The following is a 21711-nucleotide window of genomic DNA, read 5'->3' as shown; positions in this document are numbered from 1 at the left end:
TCGACGGCCGATTCGGGTGTGACGAATCGCGTCGCCGTCGGGCCGATCGCGGCGCTGGGCGAGGTAGTGCTGAGTGACGCCGTGCCACGCGGTGCTGGGCGGAATCGACGTCCCGACCGCGCGCCGGCGGCGCGGGGGAATTTTTAGTGGGGGTTTTGTGGTGACGGGTCGCCGGAGGCGACCCGAACCGTAGAAAAGTCCTAGAGCAGATCGTCGACGTCCTGGTGACCGACGATCTCGACTTCGTCCGCGGTGATCTTGGTCAGGTGGATGCCGTTACCGGACGCGGTGTCGCGCTCGCTCGCGGCCTGAATTGCCTTCGCGCCGATCTGCTCGGCCTCGTCCATCGTGAGGTCGTCCGTGTAGTTGTTTTCGAGGGTCCCGAGCGCGTAGGGCATCCCGGAGCCCTGCGCGGTGTACTTATCGGCGAGCGAGGAACCGCTCGGGTCGAGGCTGTACACGTGCGCGCCGTCCTCGTCGACGCCGCCGAGGATGGGGACGACCATGAAGAACGGGCCGCCGCGGAGGAGGTTGGACGCCATCGTGGCGAGGGCGTTGATGGACATCCGCTCGCCGCGGCGCGCCTCGTAGAGGTTCGACTCGGCCTTCAGGGTGCGGATGAAGGACTGCGCGCCCCCGACGCTCCCGGAGATGGAGAGCGCGGCGTTCTCCTGGATCTGCTCGACCTTCTGGACGTTCTTGTTAGAGACGACGCGGCCGCCGAGGCTCGCGCGCATGTCGGAGGCCATCAGCACGCCCTCGGTGGTCGTGATCCCGACGATGGTCGTGCCGGTCTTGTTGATGTTGTCCATGTCCTGCTGGCTCGCGTTGCTCTGGGGCATCTGCCCGACTTCCGGCTCGTAGGGGTTGCCGGGACCGTCGGGGAGTCGCTCTGCGTTACGCGAGAACTCGGAGGACTGACTCGGGTTATACATTGACGGTGAGTAGTCGCGGGCGACGTATAAAAGCCACCCTTCCGGCCGTTACGGACGCCTACCGCGCGCTCTCGTACGCGGCCTCGGAGCGTTCGATGAGTCGGTAGAGGGGGAGAGTGAGGCCGAGGCGACTGGCGAGCGTTGCGATCGGCAGGAGGACGAGCGCGAACGCGAGCGTGATCTGGTACTGAACCGCGGTGACGAGGCGGGCGAACGGTGAAGCCATCTGCGTAGCCGTCTCTCACTCGATGGTGGTATAAGTACTTTGTCGCTGCGGCGACGGCCGTACCCCGCTCCCCTCGTGCGATTCGCCGCACGTTCGCGTCCTGCCGTCACTCGGCGCCGCGTCGCCGCGCGCGCCGTCAGGCAGGCCGCGCCTACGCCGTCGATTCGCGTACGTTATGCGAATTATTCGGGTCACGTCCGCACGACGGTGACGGCGGCTGCCAACCACAAGACACGACTACCCGGGGAGTCTCCCGTCCGTATGAGCAACTACGTCGTGGCGATGGAAGCCGCGTGGCTGGTTCGTGACGTTGCAGAGTCGGACGACGCGATCGGCGTCGCGGTAAGCGAAGCGGGACGGCGACTGAACGATCAGGACCTCGACTACGTCGAGGTGGAGGCGGGCGTGACGGCCTGTCCGGCCTGCGGCGAACCGCTCGACGCCGCGTTCCTCGCGGCCGAGACGGCGCTCGTCGGTCTCGTACTCGAACTCACCGTGTTCAACGCCGACTCCGACGAGCACGCCTCGCGCATCGCGAAGAGCGAGGTCGGTGGGGCGCTCCGCGACGTTCCCCTCGAAGTCATCGAGGTCGTCGAGGAGCCCGAGGGCGAGGACTAACACTTATCCATAACCGCCGGTAATTACGGCTATGTACCTCCCAACGCCCCAGGACCTCCGGGAACGCCGGAACGCCCTCGGGCTGACGCAGAGCGAGCTCGCGGAGCGCGCCGGCGTGTCCCAACCGCTCATCGCGCGCATCGAGGGGGGCGACGTCGACCCGCGCCTCTCCACCCTGCGCCACATCGTCGAGGCGCTCGACGAGGCGGCGGGTGACGTCGTCCGCGGGCGCGATCTGATGCACGAGGCCGTCGTCAGCGTCGCGCCGAGCGACCGCGTCCACGACGCCGTCGAGCGGATGCAAGAGGCCGGTTACTCCCAGCTCCCGGTGATCGCTGACGGCGTCCCCGTCGGATCGATCAGCGAGGGCGACGTCGTCCACGCCGGCGGGGACATCGGCGACGATCCCGTGCGCGCCGTGATGAGCGAGTCGTTTCCGACCGTCTCCCCCGACGCGACCTTAGAGGAGATATCGAGCCTCCTCGATCACTACACGGCCGTCATCGTCACCGAGGACGGCGACACCGTCGGGATCATCACGCAGGCCGACGTCGCCGCACAGATCAGCTGAGCGGATGCGGGCGGCGCCGCGCGCCTACACGCGCGCGTGTACGAGGCTTTTATACGACCCCGGAGTCTAGGTCTACCAACGACCATGTCTGATTCAGGCGAGTACGGCGCGGGGCAGATACAGGTGCTCGAAGGCTTGGAGGCCGTTCAGAAGCGCCCGGCGATGTACATCGGCTCGACCGACGCGCGGGGGCTTCACCACCTCGTCTACGAGGTCGTCGACAACTCCATCGACGAGGCGCTGGCCGGCTACTGCGACGAGATCACCGTTACGCTCCACGACGACGGTTCGGTGAGCGTCGAGGACGACGGGCGCGGCATCCCCGTCGACACGCACGCGGAGTACGACCGGCCGGCCGTCGAGGTCATCCTCACCGTCCTCCACGCCGGCGGGAAGTTCGACAACAAGTCCTACCAGGTCTCCGGTGGACTCCACGGCGTCGGCGTCTCCGTCGTCAACGCCCTCTCGGAGCGACTGGCGGTCGTCGTCGACCGCGAGGGCGGGCGCTACCGCGAACGCTTCGAGCACGGCGAGCCCGCGAGCGACCTCGAACGGATCGGGGACGCGGACGGGACGGGCACGCTCATCCGCTTCACGCCCGACTCGGAGATCTTCGAGACGACCGAGTTCGCCTACGAGACCCTGGAGAGTCGCCTGCGCGAGCTCGCGTTCCTCAACAGCGGCGTCACGATCACGTTGCGCGACGAGCGCGAGGCGGCGGGCGAGGACGGACGCGAGACGAGCTTCCACTACGAGGGCGGCATCCGTGAGTTCGTGCGCTACCTCAACGAGTCCCGATCCCCGCTCCACGAGGACGTCATCTACCTCACGGGCGAGGATCAGGACGTGCAGGTCGAGATCGCCATGCAGGCGACGGACGACCTCCAATCCTCGACGCACGCCTTCGCCAACAACATCAACACCCGCGAGGGCGGCACGCACCTCACGGGGTTCAAGACGGCGCTGACGCGCACCGTCAACGACTACGCGAGCGCCCACGACCTCCTCACCGATCTCGACGGCGAGAACCTGAAGGGCGAGGACATCCGCGAGGGGCTGACCGCCGTCGTCTCCATCAAACATCCCGACCCGCAGTTCGAGGGGCAGACCAAGACGAAGCTCGGGAACTCGGAGGTGCGCGGGATCGTCGAGTCGACGGTCCACGAGGGGCTGGACACGTACTTCGAGGAGCACCCCGACACCGCCGAGGCCGTGATCGGGAAGGCCGTCGAGGCCGCGAAGGCCCGCAAGGCCGCGCAGAAGGCAGAGGAGCTGACGCGCCGGAAGAACGCCTTGGAGTCGGGATCGCTCCCCGGGAAGCTCGCGGACTGTCAGAGCCGCGACCCGGAGAAGTCCGAGCTGTTCATCGTGGAGGGCGACTCCGCCGGCGGGAGCGCCAAGCAGGCCCGCGACCGGGAGTTCCAGGCGGTCCTCCCCATCAAGGGGAAGATCCTGAACGTCGAGAAACACCGCCTCGATCGGGTGTTGGAGAACGAGGAGATCCGGGCGCTCATCACCGCCGCCGGCACCGGCATCGGCGAGGAGTTCGACATCGACGACCTCCGCTACGACAAGGTCATCCTGGCGACGGACGCCGACGTCGACGGCGCGCACATCCGCACGCTCCTCCTCACGTTCTTCTACCGGCACATGCGTCCGCTGTTGGAGGGCGGACACGTCTACGCGATCCAGCCGCCGCTCTACCGGATCCGGTATCGCGGCGAGACGTACGACGTGATGACGGAGGCGGAACGCGACCGCGTCGTCGAGGAGGTCTGCGACGGCAACCCGACGCAGGTCCAGCGCTTCAAGGGGCTCGGCGAGATGAACCCCGAGCAGCTCTGGGACACGTCGATCAACCCCGAGAACCGCGTGTTGAAGCAGTTCTCCGTCGAGGACGCCGCGGAGGCCGATCGGATGTTCTCCGTGCTGATGGGTGACGCCGTCGAGCCGCGCAAGCAGTTCATCCAGGATCACGCGACGGACGCGGAGTGGGTGGACATATGAGCTCGGACGCGCCCGACGTCTCCGACGACATCGCTGAGCGCGTCGAGAACGTCCGCGTCGAAGACGAGATGGAGCAGTCGTACATCGACTACGCGATGAGCGTCATCGCGGGTCGCGCGCTCCCGGACGTGCGCGACGGCCTGAAGCCGGTCCACCGGCGCATCCTCTACGCGATGCACGAGGCGGGGGTCACGAGCGGATCGGCCCACCGCAAGAGCTCCTCCATCGTCGGCGAGACGATGGGCGACTACCACCCGCACGGGGACTCGGCGATCTACGACACGCTCGTCCGGATGGCCCAGCCGTTCTCGATGCGCGAGCCGCTCGTGGACGGGCAGGGGAACTTCGGGAGCGTCGACGGCGATCCCGCGGCCGCGATGCGCTACACGGAGGCCCGGATGGCGCCGATCGCGGAGGAGCTGCTCGCGGACATCACCATGGACACCGTCGACTTCGAGCCGAACTACGACGGTCGCCTCGAAGAGCCCGCAGTCCTCCCCGCGGCGTTCCCGAACCTCCTCGTGAACGGCTCGTCCGGCATCGCGGTCGGGATGAGCACGAACGTGCCGCCCCACAACCTCGGCGAGGTGATCGACGCGACGATCCACCTCATCGAACACCCGGACTGCTCGATCCCGGACCTGATGGAGCACCTGCCCGCGCCGGACTTCCCGACGGGCGCGAACATCGTCGGACGCAGCGCCATCCGGAAGGCCTACCACACGGGTCGCGGCCGCCTGCGCGTCCGCGCCGAGTACCATATCGAGGAGGGCGAGCGCGGCGAGAGCATCGTCATCACCGAGCTCCCCTATCAGCAGAACAAGTCGCGCCTCGTCGAGCGCATCGCCGAGGACGTCAACGACGGCACGCTTGAGGGGGTCCGCGACCTCCGCGACGAGTCCGACCGCGACGGCATCCGCGTCGTCGTCGAGCTCAAATCGAACGCGAACGCGGACATCGTCGAGAACCACCTGCTGGAGTCCCACCTCGAACGGACGTTCGGCGTCATCAACCTCGCGCTCGTCGACGGCCAGCCCGAGGTGCTCTCGCTCAAGGAGACGCTCGAACACTACCTCGAACACCGAAAGACCGTCGTCCGTCGACGCTCCGAGTACGAGCTCGCCGAGGCCGAGGACCGCGCGCACATCCTCGAAGGTCGCCTGAAGGCCCTGGAGAACGCGGAGGACGTCGTCGAGACGATTCGGGGCGCGGCGGACCGCGACGGCGCGCGTACGGCCCTGGAGAGCGAGTACGGATTCAGCGGCGAGCAGGCCGCCCACATCGTCCGGATGCAGCTCGGGAGCCTCACCTCGATGGAAGCCGCGGAGATCGAAGACGAGTACGCGGAGGTCACCGCTCGGATCGAGCGCTTAGAGGAGATCCTCGGCGACGAGGACGAGCTCCTCGGCGTCATCGAGGACGAACTCCGCGAGATCAGAGACGAGTACGCGAACGAGCGTCGGACGCGCGTGATCGAGGAGGCCGGCGAGGTCACGGACGAAGACCTCATCCCCGAAGAGCGCGTCGTCGTCACGCTCTCCGAGGGCGACTACATCAAGCGGACGCCCGTCGAGACGTTCAGCACGCAACACCGCGGCGGCAAGGGCGTCATCGGCGCGGACCTGAAGGAGGGCGATCGCATCTCGACGGTGTTCACCGCCTCGACGCACGACTTCCTCCTCTGCTTCACGAATCAGGGGCAGGTCTACCGGCTGAAGGTCTATCAGGTGCCGGAGATGTCCCGCACCGCGCGAGGTACCTCGGCGGTGAACGTCGTCGATCTCGACGACGACGAGGAGATCACGGCCGTCGTCACCGCCGACGACCTCGACTTCGAGGCCGACAAGGAGTACCTCACGATGGCGACGCGCGACGGCTACGTCAAGCGGACCGCCGTCTCCGAGTTCGCCAACATCCGATCGACCGGTATCCGCGCCGTGCGGCTCGAACACGGTGACGAGCTCGTCGACGTCGAGGTGACGGACGGCGAGGGCGACATCGTCGTCAGCACCGAGGAGGGGATGGCGATCCGCTTCGACGAGACCGAAGCTCGACCGATGGGGCGCTCCGCGCGCGGCGTGCGCGGTGTGAAACTCGAGGGCGGCGATCGCGTCTCCGGCGTCGCCGCCGCCCGTGAGGAGGACGAGCGAGATCTGATGACCGTCACCGAGTACGGCTACGGGAAGCGGACCGCCCTCACCGCGTACCGCCGACAGTCCCGCAACGGCAAGGGCCTCGTCGACATCAAGACCGGCCAGCGAAACGGCCGCGTCGCGAGCGTCCACACCGTCGCCGCCGGCGACGAGTTCGTCGCCATGAGCGAGGACGGCCAGATCATGCGCGCTTCCGTCTCCGAGGTATCGGAGTACGGACGTAACACGCAGGGCGTCACCGTGATGGACCTCACCGAGCACGATCGGCTCGCCGCCATCGACGTCTTCACGCCGGACGACGCCGGCGACGACGAGGACGACGAAGACGCCGAATAGCGCGCGAGCGCATCCCGCCCTTCTACGTTCGGGGGACGCGGAGAACGGAACGGAGCTAGAGCGTGCGTTTGCCGAGCGCGCTCGCGGCGAGCTCGGCGGCGATCTCCGCGGTCCGATTCGAGCGATCGAGGATCGGATTGACCTCGACGAGTTCCATCGAACGGAGGAGCCCCTCGGCGGCGTCGCGCTCGGCGACGGCTTCGAGCGCCCAGTGGGCCTCCCGGTACGTCGCCCCGCCGCGGACGGGCGTCCCGACGCCGGGCGCTTCGTTCGGGTCGAGCCAGTCGAGGTCGAAGCTGACGTGGATCCCGTCGACGCCCGCGCTCGCCACGTCGAGGGCGTCCTCGACGACGTCGCTGATCCCGCGCTCGTCGATGTCCGACATCGTGAACGCCGTGACGTCGCTCTCGTTGATCGCGCGGCGCTCGTCGGCGTCGATGTCGCGGAGGCCGACGTAGGCGACGTTCTCCTCGCGGAGACCCGGGGCGTTCGCCCACGCGAGGTCCGCGAACGAACCCTTACCGAGCGCCGCCGCGACCGGCATCCCGTGAACGTTGCCGGAGGGGCTCGTCTCCGGGGTGTTGAAATCGCCGTGCGCGTCGAACCAGATCGCGCCGATCTCGGCGTCGCGCGACGACCCGGCGAGCGAGCCGATGGCGATGCTGTGATCCCCGCCGAGGACGAGCGGGAACGCCCCTTCGTCCAACGCGCCCGCGACGGCGTCCGCGAGCGACTTCGAGACGTCGCGGGTCTCGCGGAGGAACTTCGCCCGGCCCGACGCGGGCTGTTCGCGGTTCGGATCGCGTTCCTCCGCGCGCGGCACCGCGAGGTCGCCGACGTCCGTGACCGACGCCCCGGTCGCCTCGATCCCGGCCGCGAGGTCCGCGTACCGGATGGCGGACGGCCCCATGTCGACACCGCGTCGGTTCGCGCCGTAGTCGGAGGGCGCACCGATGATCCGCACGTCTCGCGCTTGCGTCATGTGTATCCCGATGCGTGGCCGCGGGTAAAAGCCGACGGGCTCCGGCGACGCCGGCGCGCACCCGTGGTGACACGACGGGGCGTCCCGCCGGTGCGACCGCCCCGATCACCCCCCGCGGCTCGCGGACCGAGGCGGCTCGCGGGCCATCTCGACGCCGTCCGTCCGAGCGCTGTGCGTACGACACCTTCCCCGACGACCCGGTTCGTTAGGCGTCGCCCGTTCGCCAATACCCGCTCCGAGAACCGGGGCGTTGACACTCTCGTACCGCTTCGGTGGTCGCGGCCGAGTGGACGATTCTGAGCGTGTGTCGTGCGTCCACGTGTGTGGGTGGTAGTTTGGTAGTCGGGGGATTTATGCGCGCGCCAACCGTACAATGAGCAATGTCATCGATCGAACTTACGCCGAGTCAGAAGACCATTTTGCGGGCGCTCGTGGATCTCTACACGCAGCAGGACGGGGCCGTGAAAGGCGAGGACATCGCGGAAGAGGTCGATCGAAATCCGGGAACGATCCGAAACCAGATGCAGAGTCTGAAGGCCCTCCAACTGGTCGAGGGCGTCCCCGGCCCCAAAGGCGGGTACAAGCCGACTTCGAACGCTTACACGGCACTCGACGTCCAGGAACTCGACTCGGCCGCCGAGGTACCGGTGTACCACAACGGGGAGCCACACGAGGAGGCGAACGTCCAAGAGATCAGTCTCACGAGCGTCCATCACCCCGACCTCTGTCGCGCCGAGATCCACCTGCGCGGAAGCGTCCGGGACTTCCACGAGGGCGACGACGTGAGCGTCGGCCCGACGCCGCTCTCGAAGCTCGTCGTCGAGGGAACGGTCGACGGCAAGGACGACACAGGGAACGTCCTGATCCTGAAGATCGACCGGATGGAAGCCCCCGCGGAACCCCCCGAGCACTGAGCTGACTCGGCGACCGTCGATTTCGACCCTTCTCTCTCGTCGCAATCCAAAGGCTTTGTATCCCCGGCCGGCGCACGATACCGTATGGCAACACGAGTCGTCGTTCTCGGCGCCGGCTACGCGGGTGCCGGGGCGATCAATTCGCTCCAGAAGCACCTCCCGGAGCGAGCCGAGCTCACGTGGGTGGCGGAGAACGATTACCACTTCGTCCTCCACGAGTCCCATCGCATCATCCGCGACGCGGGCGTGCAGGACAAACTCACCATCCCCGTCGGCGAGATCGCCGAGCCCGAGACGGAGTTCGTCGAGGGCGAGGTCGTCGACGTGGACGTCGACGAGCGCGTCGTCCACCTCGCTGACGACACCACCGTCGACTACGACTACGTCCTCGTCGCGATCGGGTCGGAGACCGCGACGTACGGCATCGAGGGCATGGACGAGCACCCCCTCACCCTCAAGAGCCGCGCGGACGCCCTCGAGATCCACGAGCAGGTGCGCGAGGCCGCGCGCGACGCGACGCGCGACGACCCCGCGCAGGTCGTCGTCGGCGGCGCGGGACTCTCGGGCATCCAGTCCGCGGGCGAGGTCGCGGAGTTCCGCGACAGGAACCACGCGCCGATCGACGTGACGCTCGTCGAAGCGCTCCCCGAGATCTTCCCGCCGGGCAACGCGGAGATCCAGGGCGCGCTTCGCCACCGCCTCGAAGGGCGCGACATCAACATCCTGACCGACGACCCGATCACGGCCGCGACGGCCGACCACATCGAGTTCGACGAGCGCGACGACCTCGACTACGACGTCTTCCTCTGGACCGGCGGCGTCACCGGCCCCGCCGAACTCGGCGACGTCGATCTGGAGAAGGAGCACAACCGCCTGAAGGCGGGCTCGAACCTCCGAACGGAGGACGATCGGGTCTTCGCCATCGGCGACAACTCCCTCGTCGATCAGGGTGAGAACCCCGCGCCGCCGACCGCCCAGGCCGCCTGGCAGGCCGCGGACGTCGTCGGCGAGAACATCGCCGCCGCCATCGAGGGCCACCCGCTCAAGCGCTGGACGTACGAGGATCAGGGGACGCTCATCAGCATCGGCGAGGAGGCCGTCGCCCATCAGGTGTCGTTCAACGGCTTCGACAGCCCGATCGAGACGTTCGGCGGCCCCGCGGCGAAGAACCTGAAGAAGGCCGCCGCGGCCCGCTGGATCAACAAGATCACCGGCCCGAAGCGCGTCGTCGACGCGTGGAGCGTCCTGTAACGGCCGCTCACACTCGACGCGGGCGACGGAGACCGTACGCGACGCGGCCGCGTCGCGTGCCGCTTCCGACAGCTGAAAACACCACCCGATCGTAGCGACGTCTCGTGTCACGGAACCGGATCGCCGCCCTCTTCGCGTACGTCGCGCTCGCGTGGGGCGGCTCCTTCGTCGCCATCAAGGTCGGTCTGAACGCCCTCCCGGACGCCCCGGTCTTCTTCGCCGCGCTCCGACTCCTCGTCGCGGGCGTCGTCGCCGTTCCCGCGGCCGCGCTCCTCGCCGACAGCGATGACCGGTGGCTCCCGCGCTCGCGCAGCGACTTCGTCGTCGTCGGCTTCGGTGCGCTGTTCATCACGGGCGGCGCGAACGCCCTGCTCTTCGCTGGCCAGCAGTACGTCACGAGCAGCGTGAGCTCCGTCCTCTTCAGCCTCAACCCCGTCATCGCCACGGCGCTCGCGGCGATCGTCGTCCCCGAGGACGAGCTCTCGGCGAGTCAGGCCATCGGCGTCTTCCTCGGGATCCTCGGCGTCGTCGTCATCGCGCGGCCCGACCCGAGCCAGTTCGGCGGCGCGCACACGCTCGGTGAGGTCCTCCTGCTCGGCGCGGCGATCTGCGTCGCCGTCGGGAGCGTCGGGAGCCAGCGTTTCCCGGCGGACATCGACACGGTCGCGAGCACGTCGTGGGCGCTCCTCTGTGGCGGGATCGGCCTCGCCGCGACGGCGTGGGCACTCGGCGAGCCGCTCACTCTCGGTGCCGCCGGTCCGACCTTCTACTGGTCGCTCGCGTATCTGGCGATCGCCGCGACCGCGATCGCGTACGTCGCGTACTTCACGCTGATCGCGGAGATCGGCGCGGCCAGAACGACGCTCGTCTCCTACTTCGTCCCGATCGTCACCGCGGTCGTGAGCGTCCTCTTCCTCGACGAGCCGCTGACGCTCCCGCTCGTCGGCGGCTTCGCGCTCATCGTCTGCGGGTTCCTCCTCGTCAACCGACGCGTCGTCGCCCGACTGCTCGCCTAGTCGAGGTTCGCGGCGGTGATCGTGTCCGGCAGCAGGACGCCGAGCTCGTGGCGCTCGACGCCGTCTCCGGTGTCGCAGTAGATCGGGAGGTCGTCGCCGCAGAACTCGACGAGCGTCTGCCGACACATCCCGCAGGGCGTCACGCCGTCGCGGGCGCCCGAGGAGACGGCGAGCGCGTCGAACGCGTCGTGGCCGTTTTTCACGGCGTCACCGAGCGCGACCTCCTCCGCGTGCAGGCTGTTCGAGTAGTTCGCGTTCTCGACGTTACAGCCGACGTACACCGTTCCGTCGGCGGTTCGGAGCGCGGCGCCGACCGGGTAGTCGGAGTAGGGGACGTGAGCGTTCTCGCAGGCGTCGCGGGCGGCGTCGAGCAGCGCGTCGACTGACATAACTACGATATCGGGCGACGCCGACAAAAGCGTCGCGCGGTCCGACGACGGGACGGGTAGTCCTCGACTACGTCGCGTCCGAGATTGCGTCCGCGACGACCGCGCGCACGTCCGCGACGAGCGCGTCGACGTCCTCGCTCTCGGCGTAGATTCGGACGTAGGGCTCCGTTCCGGACGGACGCACGAGCGTCCACGCGTCGTCGGGGAGCGTGAGGCGGACGCCGTACTCCGTCTCGACGTCCGCGTCGGGGAACGCCGCCGGGAGCGTCTCCTCGAGAGCGGCCATCGCGTCCGCCTTGGCGTCGTCCGGACACTCGACCGAGACCTTCCGATAGGGGCGTTCGGTCACGGGCGCGCGGAGGGTCGCGAGGTCGCCGGCGTCGGCGACGAGACGCGCGAACACCGCCGCGGAGGCGACGCCGTCGATCCACCCGCCGAACGCCGGATGGACGTGTTTCCACGGCTCGGCCGCGAAGACGACGTCGCCACCGGCCTCGCGGGCGGCCGCGATCCCCTCGTGGAGCGCACCGAGGCGGACGCGTTCGGTTCGCCCGCCGGCCGCGCGGACGCGCTCGTCGATCCGCGCGGAGGCGTTCGGCGTCGTCACGACCATGGGGTCGTCGGCGTCGCTCGCGCGCGTGTAGTGCTCGGCGAGCACCGCGAGCACGGTGTCCTCGTGGACGATGTCGCCGTCGCCGGCGACGACGACGATCCGATCCGCGTCGCCGTCGTGCGCGAGGCCGATATCCGCGCCGCCGTCGGCGACGACCCCTCGGAGGTCGCTGACCGTCTCGGGCGTCGGCTTGCTCGGCCGTCCCGGGAAGTGCCCGTCGACGTTGGCGTTCAGCGCCGTGACAGTCGCGCCGAGCGCACGCAGGACCTGCGGGACCGCGCGCGCGGCCATCCCGTTCCCGCAGTCGCAGGCGACGCGGAGCCCGTCGAGGGGCGCGCCGTGGCCGCGGGCGTAATCGACGACTGCCGTGCGGTAGTCATCGAGGACGTCGACGCGCTCGCGCGACCCCCACGCGTCCCACGCGACGGGACCCTCGTCGGCCGCGACGCCCGACTCGATCGCCGACTCGGCGTCGTCGCCGTACTCGACGCCGTCCGCGAAGAGCTTGATGCCGTTGTCCGCCGGCGGGTTGTGCGAGGCGGTGAGCATGACGCCGTGGCGGCCGCGCGAGGCCCACGCGAGGGCGGGCGTCGGTACCCGTCCGACGACCCGGACGTCCGCGCCGGCGGATTCGAGACCGGCGACCATCGCCGCTTCGAGGGCGTCGCCCGTCTCGCGGCCGTCGCGGCCGACGACGAACGCGTCGGAGCCGACGCGCCGACCGGCCGCGCGACCGACGGCGAGGGCGAGTTCCGGCGTCACACGGTGACGCGCGCTCCCGCGGATACCCGCGGTGCCGAAGAGGTCCATACGGGGGAGTGGCGGCGCCGTGGAGAAAGGCCTATGGTTCGGTTCGCTTCGACTACAGCTCGACGCCGCCCGGGATGAGGCTGCGGCTGCGCAGGAGGTCGCCGTCCTCGCTGTAGACGAGGAAGGTCTCCTTCTCGTAGGCGCGCACGGGCTCGCCGTCGACGGCGACGACGACGCGATAGCCGCCGTCGTCGGTCTCCGAGCGTTCGCCGTACGTGCGCGCGGCCCGGACGAACCGGAGCACGTCGTCGGCGTCCTCGTCCAGTTCGAGGAGGAGGCCGCCGGTGACTCGATCCGTGACGGCGACGACGCCCGTCGTCGTGGGATCGTCGGGGTCTCCCTGCAAACGGAGCGTTACGTCGGTCTCGTCGGCATCGAGCGCCTGCTCCTCGGAGCCGGTGAGGCGTTCGTCGAGATCGGTTCGTGAGCCGTCGAAGTCGATGGTGACCGTCGGCCGCTGCGGGTCGCCGCCCGTCTCCACCCACTCCACGTCGCTGACGTCGAGCGTGAAATCCTCGCGCCGCATCTGAGTACGCTCTACGGTACGGTGTCCCACGACTTGAACGTGACGCCGCGATTCCGCGTGCGGACAACTTTTTACCCGCCGGCGGTGTGGTTGTCGGGTAGAGCCTCGATGTCTAGTCAGTTTCCCGACTCGGTCTCGGGCCGCGTCGAGCGGTTGCAGTGGCGTCTCGCCCGAACGGTCGAGGTGCTCCGCGGTTCGACGGTCCCCGCCGAGGACTACCGACCGGCGGACCACGATCCCCTCGTCACGTTCGACGGGCTGGAGGGGTACGAGGAGGTGGACCGCTACTGGGTCAACGCCCCGTACGCGTTCGTCTGGGTCGGGTACGACGACGAGGCCAACGAACACCGATACCACGTCGTCGAACCCGACCTCGACGACGTCGAGCGCGACCTCCTCTCGAACCTCTTCGCCGACGTCCGCGACACGCTCGTCTACGACGCCGAATACGACCCCGACGAGGCCGAATCCGTCCTCCGGGATCGGACCCGCAAGCTCTTAGAGGAGTACGGCGCGGACGTCACCCCCGAGACCTTCCACCGGCTCTTTTACTACCTCCACCGGGCGTTCGAGGGGTACGACCAGCTCGACCCGGTGATGCACGACGACCACGTCGAGGACATCTCCTGCGACGGGTACGAGATCCCGCTGTTCGTCTATCACGACCGCTATACCGACATCGAGACGAACATCTCCTACGAGCGCGAGGAGCTCGACAACTTCGTCGTCCGCCTCGCCCAGCAGTCGGGTCGCCACATCAGCGTGGGCGACCCCGTGACGGAGACGACGCTCCCCGACGGCTCGCGGGCCGAACTCGCGCTCGGCGAGGAGGTGACGCCGCGCGGGTCGGCGTTCACCATCCGCCAGTACTCGGAGGAGCCGTTCACGCCCGCGACGCTTGTCGACTACGAGACGTTCGACCTCGATCAGATGGCGTACCTCTGGCTCGCCATCGAGTCCAACAAGAGCCTGCTGTTCGCCGGCGGGACGGCGTCGGGGAAGACGACGAGCATGAACGCCGTCTCGATGTTCGTCCCGCCGCGCTCGAAGGTGCTCACCATCGAGGACACCCGCGAGCTCACCCTCTACCACGATAACTGGCTCTCCTCCGTGACGCGCGAGAGCCTCGGGGAAAACTCGGACATCACGATGTACGACCTGCTGCGCTCCGCGCTGCGCCACCGCCCCGAGTACATCATCGTCGGCGAGGTGCGCGGGGAGGAGGCGATGACGCTGTTCCAGGCGATGAACACCGGCCACACGACGTACTCGACGATGCACGCCGACAGCGTCCAGACCGCGATAAATAGGTTGGAAAACGACCCGATCAACGTCCCGCGGGCGATGATCCAGAGCCTCGACATCCTCTGCGTCCAGACGCTCACCTACGTCGGCGACGAGCGCGTCCGGCGCAACCGCGTCATCGCCGAGATCGAGGGGATCGATCAGCGGACCGGCGACCTCGACTACTCGACGGCGTTCGAGTGGGACGCGGGGAGCGATCGCTTCGTCCAACAGGACAGCGCCGTCCTCGACGAGATCCGCGCCGATCGCGGCTGGGGGCGCTCCGAACTCCTGCGCGAACTCCGCAACCGCAAGCGCGTCCTGCGCTATCTCGTCGAGCGCGACGTCACGGACTACCGGGAGTTCACCGCCCTCGTCAACGAGTACTACGCGGACCCCGAAGCGGTCGTCGAGCGCGTCGATCGCCACCTCGAAACGGAGTGAGCCGTGCTGGAGTACCTCCCGCTCGCCGTCGGTAGCGTCCTCCTCGTCGGTCTCGCCTGCGTCCCGTTGAGCGACACGGTCGAACGACTGATGCGACGCCTCGCCATCGGCCTGTTCGGCTCGCTCGCCCGCTCGCGCCAGCGCGTGAATCAGGGACACGTCCGCTCGCTCCGTGCCGCACACGTCTCCCGGCCGTACGCGGCGTACGCGTCCGTCACCTACCTCTACACGAGCGTCGCGCTCGTCATCGGCAGCGTCTTCGGCCTCTATCTCGGCGTCGCGGCTCTCCTCCTCCTCGACGTCGCCGCCGCCCGGCTGAGCACGACGGTCCCGATCGCCGCGTCGTTCTCCCCGGTCGAGCTGTTCGCGGTCGTCGCGCTCGCGGGCGTCGGCGTCGGCCTGCTCGCGGGCGTGAGCGCGTACCAGTACCGATGGTACCTCCCGCAGTACAGGGCGGGCGAGCGCGAGCGCTTCATCGACAACACCCTCCAGCGCAACATCGCGTTCATGTTCGCGCTCTCGCGCTCCGGGATGGGGTTCACGAAGATCCTGCGGATCCTCTCGGGCAACCAGCACGTCTACGGCGAGACCGCCGCCGAGTTCGGCGTCACCGTCCGCGACATCGACCTCTTCGGCGCGGACGTCATCAGCGCGCTGCGCCGGACCGGCCGGCGGACCCCGAGCGAGGAGCTTCAGGAGTTCGTCGAGAACCTGACGAGCGTCCTCCAGTCGGGGCAGAGCGTCAGCGTCTTCCTACGCAACGAGTACGACCAGTACAAAGAAGAGGCCGAAAGCGACCAGCAACGCTTCCTCGAACTGCTCTCGACGCTCGCCGAGGGGTACGTCACCGTCTTCGTCGCCGGTCCGCTCTTCCTCATCACCATCCTCGTCGTCATCGGCCTCGTCTCCGGCGGGACGCTGGACTTCCTCCGCGCGTTCACCTACCTGATCCTCCCGCTGGCGACGCTGGGGTTCGTCGTCTACCTCGATACGATCACGAGCGACACGCAGGGCGGGAACGGCGAGCAGGAGGCCACGGTGCGCTACGACTACGTCACCCGGACGCCCGACGAGGTCAGCACCGCGGCCGACGGCGGCGTCGCGGCCCGAGCGATCGAGTCGGACGGCGTCACGACCGCCGCGCGAAATCGCGCGCGCCTCCGTGCCTACAACGCCCTCGCCCCGATCCGATACGCGCTCACGCATCCGATCGAGACGATCACCGAACGCCCGGTCTGGCTCCTCGCCCTCACTGCCCCGCTCGCCGTGCTCTCGATCGCCGTCCGCTGGGGGCTCACGCTCGCCGAACGTGATCTCTCGCTCCTCGCGCTCGTCCGCCCCGCGGCCCTCGAAACCCTCCTCCCGATGTTCGACGACGCCGTCGTGCAGGCGCTGCTCTTCCTCATCGGGACGTTCGCGGTCGTCTGGGAGATCCGAAAGCGCCGACTGGAGGCCGTCGAGCGCGCCGTCCCCGACTTCCTCGATCGGCTGGCGAGCACGAACGAGGCCGGGATGCCGATCGTCGCCAGCATCGAACGCGTCGCCCGCGGCGACCTCGGCGGCCTGAACGAGGAAGTCGACCGGACGTGGACGGACGTCCGCTGGGGCGCGCCGGTCGAGGCCGCACTCAAGCGCTTCGAGACCCGGGTTCGAACGCCGATGATCACCCGCGTCGTCACGCTCACGACGAACGCGATGAGCGCGACGAGCGACCTCGCGCCCGTCCTCCGGATCGCCGCTGACGAGGCCCAATCGACGCAGCGCCTCAAGCGCGAACGCCGGAACGAGCTCGTCACCTACCTCGTCGTCATCTACCTCGCGTTCTTCGTCTTCATCGCCATCATCGTCGCGCTCGACACTATCTTCGTCCCCGCGATCCCGACCGCCGATCAGTTCGCCGGTCCCGCCGGCCAGTCGCTCGGGAGCATCGGGCAACTCACCGAGGAGAAGAAGGCCGCCTACAGCCTCCTCTTCTTTCACACCGCCCTCGTCCAAGCCGTCTGCTCGGGGTTCGTCGCCGGGCAGATGAGCGAGACGGACATCCGCTCGGGCGCGAAACACGCCTTCATCATGCTCGTCATCGCCTACGGCGTCTTCCTCTTCTCGGCCTGATCCATGCCCGATCCACCCACCCCGACCGGCGATCCCGCCCCGCACCGCGTCTACGACCGCATCGCCGCGCACTTCTCCGAGACCCGCGCGCACCCGTGGCCCGACGTCGCCGACTTCGTCGCGGAACGCGAGGGAGCACGCGGGCTCGACCTCGGCTGCGGCAACGGTCGGCACGCTGAGCTCCTCGTCGAGCAGTGCGAGACCGCGATCGGCGTCGACGCCAGCGCGGGCCTCCTCGCTGAGGCGCGAGCGCGCGCCGCCGAGAGGGGATACGCCGACGCGCTCGCGCTCGTCCGCGGCGACGCCCGACGCGTCCCGCTCGCCGCCGAGACGATCGACCTCGCCGTCTACGTCGCCACGCTCCACCACCTCCCGAGTCGAACGGCGCGCGTCGCCAGCCTCGACGAGCTCGCGCGCGTCCTCGCACCCGGTGGCGAGGCGCTCGTGAGCGTCTGGAGCACGACCCACGAGCGCTTCGCGGAGGACGAGGGCTTCGACACGACCGTCGAGTGGACGCTCCCCGGTGGCGACGTCGAGGGACGCTTCTACCACATCTACGACCCCGCGGAGTTCCGCGCCGACCTCGACGCGTCGGCGCTCGGCGTCGTCGACGTCTCCGAGTCCCGGGGAAACTCCTACGCCGTCGTCACGTCGTGAAAGGAAACCGTCTTTAGCGACCGACGAGAAGATGGGAGCGAAGCTAGCACCGATGGTCTAGTGGCTAGGACCTGAGCCTTCCAAGCTCATGGCCCGGGTTCAAATCCCGGTCGGTGCATCTCGCGGCTCACTGTCCGTACCACATCGGAGTCTCGACTCTCCAGTGTGGTACTCGCTCCGTTCGTACCTCTCCTCTGGGCGTTTCCGACACCGCGGTTCCGGCAGATGGACGGAGGTATCACTCTCTCACCGACTCCGATGAGTATGGTGTCTCCTACGATCGGATTGGGCGGAAAGTTCCTCTTCGTCGCACTCTCGGGGGCCGTCGTCGCGTACCCCGGGACGCGTTCGCCGGGATCCGGGCCGTCTTCTTCCTCGCGGCCGGGCTGGTCTCGGTTTTCGGAACGGCGTGGGCGATCACGCCGACCGTTCGCGGTATGCTGATCGACCGGGAAACCGCCGCGGGCGAAGCGAACTAACGGGAAGCCGACGAGCGCCTCTCGTCAGCCCGCCCCCGCCCGCGCTCCGCCCATCACGTGGTGGCCGTAGCGGTACATGAGGAAGAAGCCGGCGCTGGCGACGAGGATGAAGGCGGCGGCGGTCCAGAAGGCGATGGCCATCCCGTACCCGTCCTTGATCGCGCCGACGGCGACGGGGCCGACGACCTGTCCGACCTTCCACGAGAGAGAGCGCAGGCTCATGGCGGAGGCGACGGAGTCGAGGCGCTCGCCCTCCTCGACGAAGAGCGACATGCTCGCGGGGAGGCGGATGCTGTCGGCGACGCCGATGATCCCGTAGGCGACGAACATCGTGAGAAAAGCGCCGTCGAGGCCGATCGTGTGGCCGAGTGCACTAATGTCGAACGCGGGGAGGAGCGCTTGAGCGGGGCGCGCGAGGGGGATGAGCGCGGTTCCGAGGGCGTACGTCAGCGCGCCGCCGAGGACGAAGTACTGCTCGTTGCCGAGGCGGTCCGTGAGATCGCCCATCCACCCCTGAAGGAGCGCCTTGATCAGCTTCCCGCCGGCGAGCAGGAGGCCGATGGCGAACGCGGAGACGCCGAACTCGGTCCGGGCGTAGATGGGCAAGAAGAGGATGACCGCCATCTTCCCGACGCTGAAGGCGAAGCGGAAGGTGACGAGGGAGTTGACCATCGGGCGCGCGAGGAGGTCGCGGAAGGTCTCGATGCCGCCGGCCTCCTCGGGGTCCATCGTGCCGCCGGGGTCGTCGCGGAGGTAGAGGTAGACGAGGCCGAAGGCGACGAGCGTGACGCCGGAGAGGAGGACGAACGTGACCGACGTCTCGAAGGTGTAGAGGAGCGCGCCGCCGACGAGGTCGCCGACGAAACTGGAGAAGGCGGCGACCTGGTTGTACGAGCCGAGCCAGCGCCCGCGCTCGCCGTCGGGGCTGATCTCGCCGACGACGCTGGAGCCCGTGATCCAGAGGACGCTCGAACCGAGCCCCTGTAGCATCCGGACGAGGATCACGTCGATGGCGTTCGAGACGAAGATGAAGCCGACGAACGTGGCGACGTTGACGAGGAGGCCGACGAGGAGGAAGCGCTTCGCGTTCCGGGTGTCGACGAGGCGGCCGAGGGGGAGGACGATGAGGAGCTGGACGGCGGCGAACGCGGTCCCGAAGAGCCCCTCGACGAACCCGGTCGTGCCGAAGGCGTCCGCGAACAGCGCGATGGCGATGAGGATCGTCGAGTACGCCTGCGCGCGGGCGAACGCGGTCCCGGAGAGGGCGATGAACTCGCGGTCGGCGAAGACGCCGAGCCGGCCGTCGGTCGTGGACACGTGGTGGCAGCTTATCGCGCTGGCGGGCATAAACGACCCGACACGCGGACGACGCGAGAACGGAAGGGGGAACAGACCGTGCGGACGAGGATGCGAGGATTGGGGACGTGGGAACGGCCGGAACCGCCGCGTCGTCCGCGTCTCGCGCGTCTCCTCAGAGCTCGATCCGCTCGACGAGCTGGTCGTCGTCGCTGCCGACGTTCACCGCGACGATGCGGATGTCGGATTCGAGGGTCGACTCGTGGAGTTTCTCCTTCAGGAGGTTGTCGACCTGGTAGACGCCCGCGGCGTTCCGCATCCGGATCTCGACGAGGACGGGCACGTCGTCGCCCGATCGGAGCGTCACGGACTCGATCGCCTGACTCGAGATCGTGTTGATGCCGCGCCCGCCGCGCTCGTAGGGGATGCGCGAGCGCCCGCGCTCCATATCGAGGCCGTCCGCGACGCGGATCACGCCCGCCTCGCGCGTCAGGGGCTTTTCCTCCGTGTGGTGACAGAGGATCGCGTGGAGCACCTCGGACTTCACGCGGACGGCGTCTGCGGTGTCGTAGAACTCCGGGAGGAGGCGATCCAGGACGTCGGCCGCGAGCGGAATCGACCAGTAGGCGTGCTCGTCTCGGTGCACGACGTGACCGATGTCGTGGAGGGTCGCGGCGAGCGCGACGATGACCGGCTCGTCCGCCTCGTCGAGGCCCTGGTCGGCCGCGCCGTTGAACTCGACGTCGCCGCGCTTGAGTAGGTCGTAGAGGCGCAACGCGCGGTTTCGGACGATCTCGACGTGTTTCGCCCCGTGATCGTTGTACCCCTTGCGCGTGACGGGGTTGACGTTCTGGGCGTCGAGGAGCGCGGTGATCTCGGGGTCCTCGCGGACGACGGCGAGGACGTCGTTGAGTCGCTCGTCCGGGAAGGCGTGCTCGGCCTCGGGGTCGTACTCGCGGAGTCCGCCGGACCCGTCGGCGTCGGGGAAGTCGCTGTCGCTCATGTGTGGACGTGCGACCGGACGCGCTAAAAAGACGGTGGGGTCGGGTCGGTGTGCCGGCGTGTCCGCGCGACACCGATGGGTGCGTTACGCGGCGTCGGCGGCCGCGTCCTCGACCTCGTCGTAGTCCGGCTCGACGCCGGGGTCGTCGGTCACCCACTTGTAGACGACCTCTCCGTCGGTGTCGACGACGAAGACGGAGCGCTTGGCGGCCGCGTAGCCGAAGCCCGCGAAGTCGTCGTCGACGACGTCGAAGGCCTCGATGGCCTCCTTATCGGAGTCGCTCACGAGGCCGAACGAGAGGTCGTTCTGCTCGCGGAACTCGTTGTTCGCGAAGGGCGTGTCGACGCTGACGCCGTAGACGGTCGCGCCGATGTCCTCGAACGCGTCGAGGTTGTCGCGGAACGTGCACATCTCGTCCGTACAGACGCCCGTGAACGCGCCGGGGTAGAAGGCGAGGACGAGCGGCTCGTCGCCGACCGCCTCGGAGAGGGTGAACGAGTCTACGTCGCCGTCGGCGAGCGGTGCCGTGAAGTCGGGTGCGTCGTCTCCAACGTCAACCATACGCGTCGTTTCGGACGCATCCGGTATGACGGTTGCGCTCTCGGCACAACGAGCAAAAGGCCTATAACCAGCAATTTGCTACGGTGTGGTAGAGATGGTCACCAGTACGCCACTGTTCCTGGGCGGCTTCCCCGGCGGGATGGAGTTGGCGCTCGTCCTGCTCATCGCGGTACTGCTCTTCGGTGCGAACAAGATCCCCAAGCTCGCACGCTCCACCGGGCAGGCGATGGGGGAGTTCCAGCGCGGCCGCGAGGAGATCGAGAACGAACTCGAAGAGGTCCGCGAGGGCGGTTCCACGACGGAGAGCGAGGCCGACATCAGCACGGACACCGACGTCGAGACGGAGTCCGTCGGCGCCGACGCCGAGAGCGCGTCGTCGAAGAACGCCTGAACGCCGCCACCTGAAGAGCAACCGTTTTTCATCCCCGGTCGCGTAGCCACCGCCGCGGGGCGTGTGGCCAAGCGGATACGGCGAGCGGTTCCTAACCGCTAGACCGCGGGTTCAAATCCCGCCACGCCCGTGCAGTG

At 68.5% G+C, this 21711-nt stretch carries 20 protein-coding genes and 2 tRNA genes; 13 read left to right on the top strand and 9 right to left on the bottom strand.

Going from position 1 to position 21711, the window contains the following annotated elements:
- Window positions 1–200 precede the first annotated feature (200 nt).
- Window positions 201–935 carry an archaeal proteasome endopeptidase complex subunit beta gene (gene psmB, locus IEX91_RS08940; RefSeq protein WP_188878422.1) on the bottom strand — a complete coding sequence of 245 codons (735 nt, stop codon included), beginning with the start codon at window positions 933–935 and terminating at the stop codon, window positions 201–203.
- 58 nt (window positions 936–993) lie between these two features.
- Window positions 994–1161, bottom strand: coding sequence for a hypothetical protein (locus IEX91_RS08935; RefSeq protein ID WP_188878420.1), 168 nt, complete (start codon window positions 1159–1161; stop codon window positions 994–996).
- A gap of 261 nt (window positions 1162–1422) precedes the next feature.
- Between IEX91_RS08935 and IEX91_RS08930 the strand changes: the two genes are divergently transcribed.
- The 4 genes from IEX91_RS08930 (at window position 1423) to gyrA (ending at window position 6846) form a co-directional block, all read left to right on the top strand.
- Window positions 1423–1779, top strand: a complete 357-nt coding sequence (locus IEX91_RS08930; protein ID WP_188878418.1) for a DUF555 domain-containing protein — start codon at window positions 1423–1425, stop codon at window positions 1777–1779.
- A gap of 31 nt (window positions 1780–1810) precedes the next feature.
- Window positions 1811–2350 (top strand): CBS domain-containing protein, encoded by a 540-nt coding sequence (locus IEX91_RS08925; protein WP_188878417.1) that lies wholly within the window; start codon window positions 1811–1813, stop codon window positions 2348–2350.
- A gap of 84 nt (window positions 2351–2434) precedes the next feature.
- Window positions 2435–4357 (top strand): DNA topoisomerase (ATP-hydrolyzing) subunit B, encoded by a 1923-nt coding sequence (gene gyrB, locus IEX91_RS08920; protein WP_188878416.1) that lies wholly within the window; start codon window positions 2435–2437, stop codon window positions 4355–4357.
- A complete protein-coding gene (gene gyrA / locus IEX91_RS08915) occupies window positions 4354–6846 on the top strand; it encodes a DNA gyrase subunit A (RefSeq protein ID WP_188878415.1) in 2493 nt (830 codons plus the stop codon). Before gyrB ends, gyrA begins: the two co-directional genes overlap by 4 nt.
- 55 nt (window positions 6847–6901) lie before the next feature.
- Here the strand turns inward: gyrA and rocF are convergent, their stop codons facing one another.
- Window positions 6902–7828, bottom strand: coding sequence for an arginase (gene rocF, locus IEX91_RS08910; RefSeq protein WP_188878414.1), 927 nt, complete (start codon window positions 7826–7828; stop codon window positions 6902–6904).
- 380 nt (window positions 7829–8208) lie between these two features.
- Here rocF and IEX91_RS08905 point away from each other — a divergent pair, with 380 nt between their 5' ends.
- The 3 genes from IEX91_RS08905 (at window position 8209) to IEX91_RS08895 (ending at window position 11009) form a co-directional block, all read left to right on the top strand.
- A complete protein-coding gene (locus IEX91_RS08905; RefSeq protein WP_188878413.1) occupies window positions 8209–8742 on the top strand; it encodes an Rrf2 family transcriptional regulator in 534 nt (177 codons plus the stop codon).
- A gap of 84 nt (window positions 8743–8826) precedes the next feature.
- Complete coding sequence (locus IEX91_RS08900) at window positions 8827–9993, top strand: NAD(P)/FAD-dependent oxidoreductase (protein ID WP_188878411.1); 1167 nt, start codon at window positions 8827–8829, stop codon at window positions 9991–9993.
- A gap of 104 nt (window positions 9994–10097) precedes the next feature.
- Window positions 10098–11009, top strand: a complete 912-nt coding sequence (locus tag IEX91_RS08895) for a DMT family transporter (RefSeq protein ID WP_188878410.1) — start codon at window positions 10098–10100, stop codon at window positions 11007–11009.
- Here the strand turns inward: IEX91_RS08895 and cdd are convergent.
- The 3 genes from cdd to IEX91_RS08880 all read right to left on the bottom strand — a co-directional run bounded on the left by cdd (window position 11006) and on the right by IEX91_RS08880 (window position 13347).
- Window positions 11006–11398 carry a cytidine deaminase gene (gene cdd / locus IEX91_RS08890; protein WP_188878409.1) on the bottom strand — a complete coding sequence of 131 codons (393 nt, stop codon included), beginning with the start codon at window positions 11396–11398 and terminating at the stop codon, window positions 11006–11008. The two genes, IEX91_RS08895 and cdd, sit on opposite strands and share 4 nt — an antisense overlap.
- Window positions 11399–11465: 67 nt before the next feature.
- On the bottom strand, window positions 11466–12821 hold the full coding sequence (locus IEX91_RS08885) for a phosphohexomutase domain-containing protein (RefSeq protein ID WP_188878408.1): 1356 nt from the start codon (window positions 12819–12821) through the stop codon (window positions 11466–11468).
- A 52-nt stretch (window positions 12822–12873) separates the two neighbouring features.
- On the bottom strand, window positions 12874–13347 hold the full coding sequence (locus tag IEX91_RS08880) for a DUF5793 family protein (protein WP_188878407.1): 474 nt from the start codon (window positions 13345–13347) through the stop codon (window positions 12874–12876).
- Window positions 13348–13455: 108 nt separating this feature from the next.
- Here IEX91_RS08880 and IEX91_RS08875 point away from each other — a divergent pair, with 108 nt between their 5' ends.
- From IEX91_RS08875 to IEX91_RS08860, 4 genes are all read left to right on the top strand, one after another.
- The gene (locus IEX91_RS08875; protein ID WP_188878406.1) at window positions 13456–15075 is read left to right on the top strand and encodes a type II/IV secretion system ATPase subunit; all 1620 of its coding nucleotides are present in this window, start codon (window positions 13456–13458) and stop codon (window positions 15073–15075) included.
- A 3-nt stretch (window positions 15076–15078) separates the two neighbouring features.
- On the top strand, window positions 15079–17187 hold the full coding sequence (locus tag IEX91_RS08870; RefSeq protein WP_188878405.1) for a type II secretion system F family protein: 2109 nt from the start codon (window positions 15079–15081) through the stop codon (window positions 17185–17187).
- Between the two features lie 3 nt (window positions 17188–17190).
- Window positions 17191–17844 carry a class I SAM-dependent methyltransferase gene (locus IEX91_RS08865; protein WP_188878404.1) on the top strand — a complete coding sequence of 218 codons (654 nt, stop codon included), beginning with the start codon at window positions 17191–17193 and terminating at the stop codon, window positions 17842–17844.
- A 46-nt stretch (window positions 17845–17890) separates the two neighbouring features.
- Window positions 17891–17962, top strand: a tRNA-Gly gene (locus IEX91_RS08860).
- 385 nt (window positions 17963–18347) lie between these two features.
- Here the strand turns inward: IEX91_RS08860 and IEX91_RS08855 are convergent.
- The 3 genes from IEX91_RS08855 to IEX91_RS08845 form a co-directional block, all read right to left on the bottom strand.
- Window positions 18348–19640: an MFS transporter gene (locus IEX91_RS08855; protein ID WP_229772835.1), complete on the bottom strand. Its 1293-nt coding sequence runs from the start codon at window positions 19638–19640 to the stop codon at window positions 18348–18350.
- A 154-nt stretch (window positions 19641–19794) separates the two neighbouring features.
- Window positions 19795–20622 (bottom strand): HD domain-containing protein, encoded by an 828-nt coding sequence (locus IEX91_RS08850; protein ID WP_188878402.1) that lies wholly within the window; start codon window positions 20620–20622, stop codon window positions 19795–19797.
- A gap of 84 nt (window positions 20623–20706) precedes the next feature.
- Window positions 20707–21183 (bottom strand): redoxin domain-containing protein, encoded by a 477-nt coding sequence (locus IEX91_RS08845; protein ID WP_188878401.1) that lies wholly within the window; start codon window positions 21181–21183, stop codon window positions 20707–20709.
- Window positions 21184–21277: 94 nt separating this feature from the next.
- On the opposite strand from IEX91_RS08845, the gene IEX91_RS08840 reads away from it, so the two are divergent.
- Both IEX91_RS08840 and IEX91_RS08835 read left to right on the top strand, forming a co-directional pair.
- Complete coding sequence (locus IEX91_RS08840) at window positions 21278–21574, top strand: Sec-independent protein translocase subunit TatA/TatB (RefSeq protein ID WP_188878400.1); 297 nt, start codon at window positions 21278–21280, stop codon at window positions 21572–21574.
- A gap of 57 nt (window positions 21575–21631) precedes the next feature.
- Window positions 21632–21704: transfer RNA gene (locus IEX91_RS08835), tRNA-Arg, on the top strand.
- Window positions 21705–21711: the final 7 nt, after the last annotated feature.

Source organism: Halarchaeum nitratireducens (genome assembly GCF_014647155.1).
Lineage (GTDB): Archaea > Halobacteriota > Halobacteria > Halobacteriales > Halobacteriaceae > Halarchaeum > Halarchaeum nitratireducens.
Note: the sequence above shows the minus strand (reverse complement) of the source record. Positions and strands in the feature narration are given on the sequence as shown.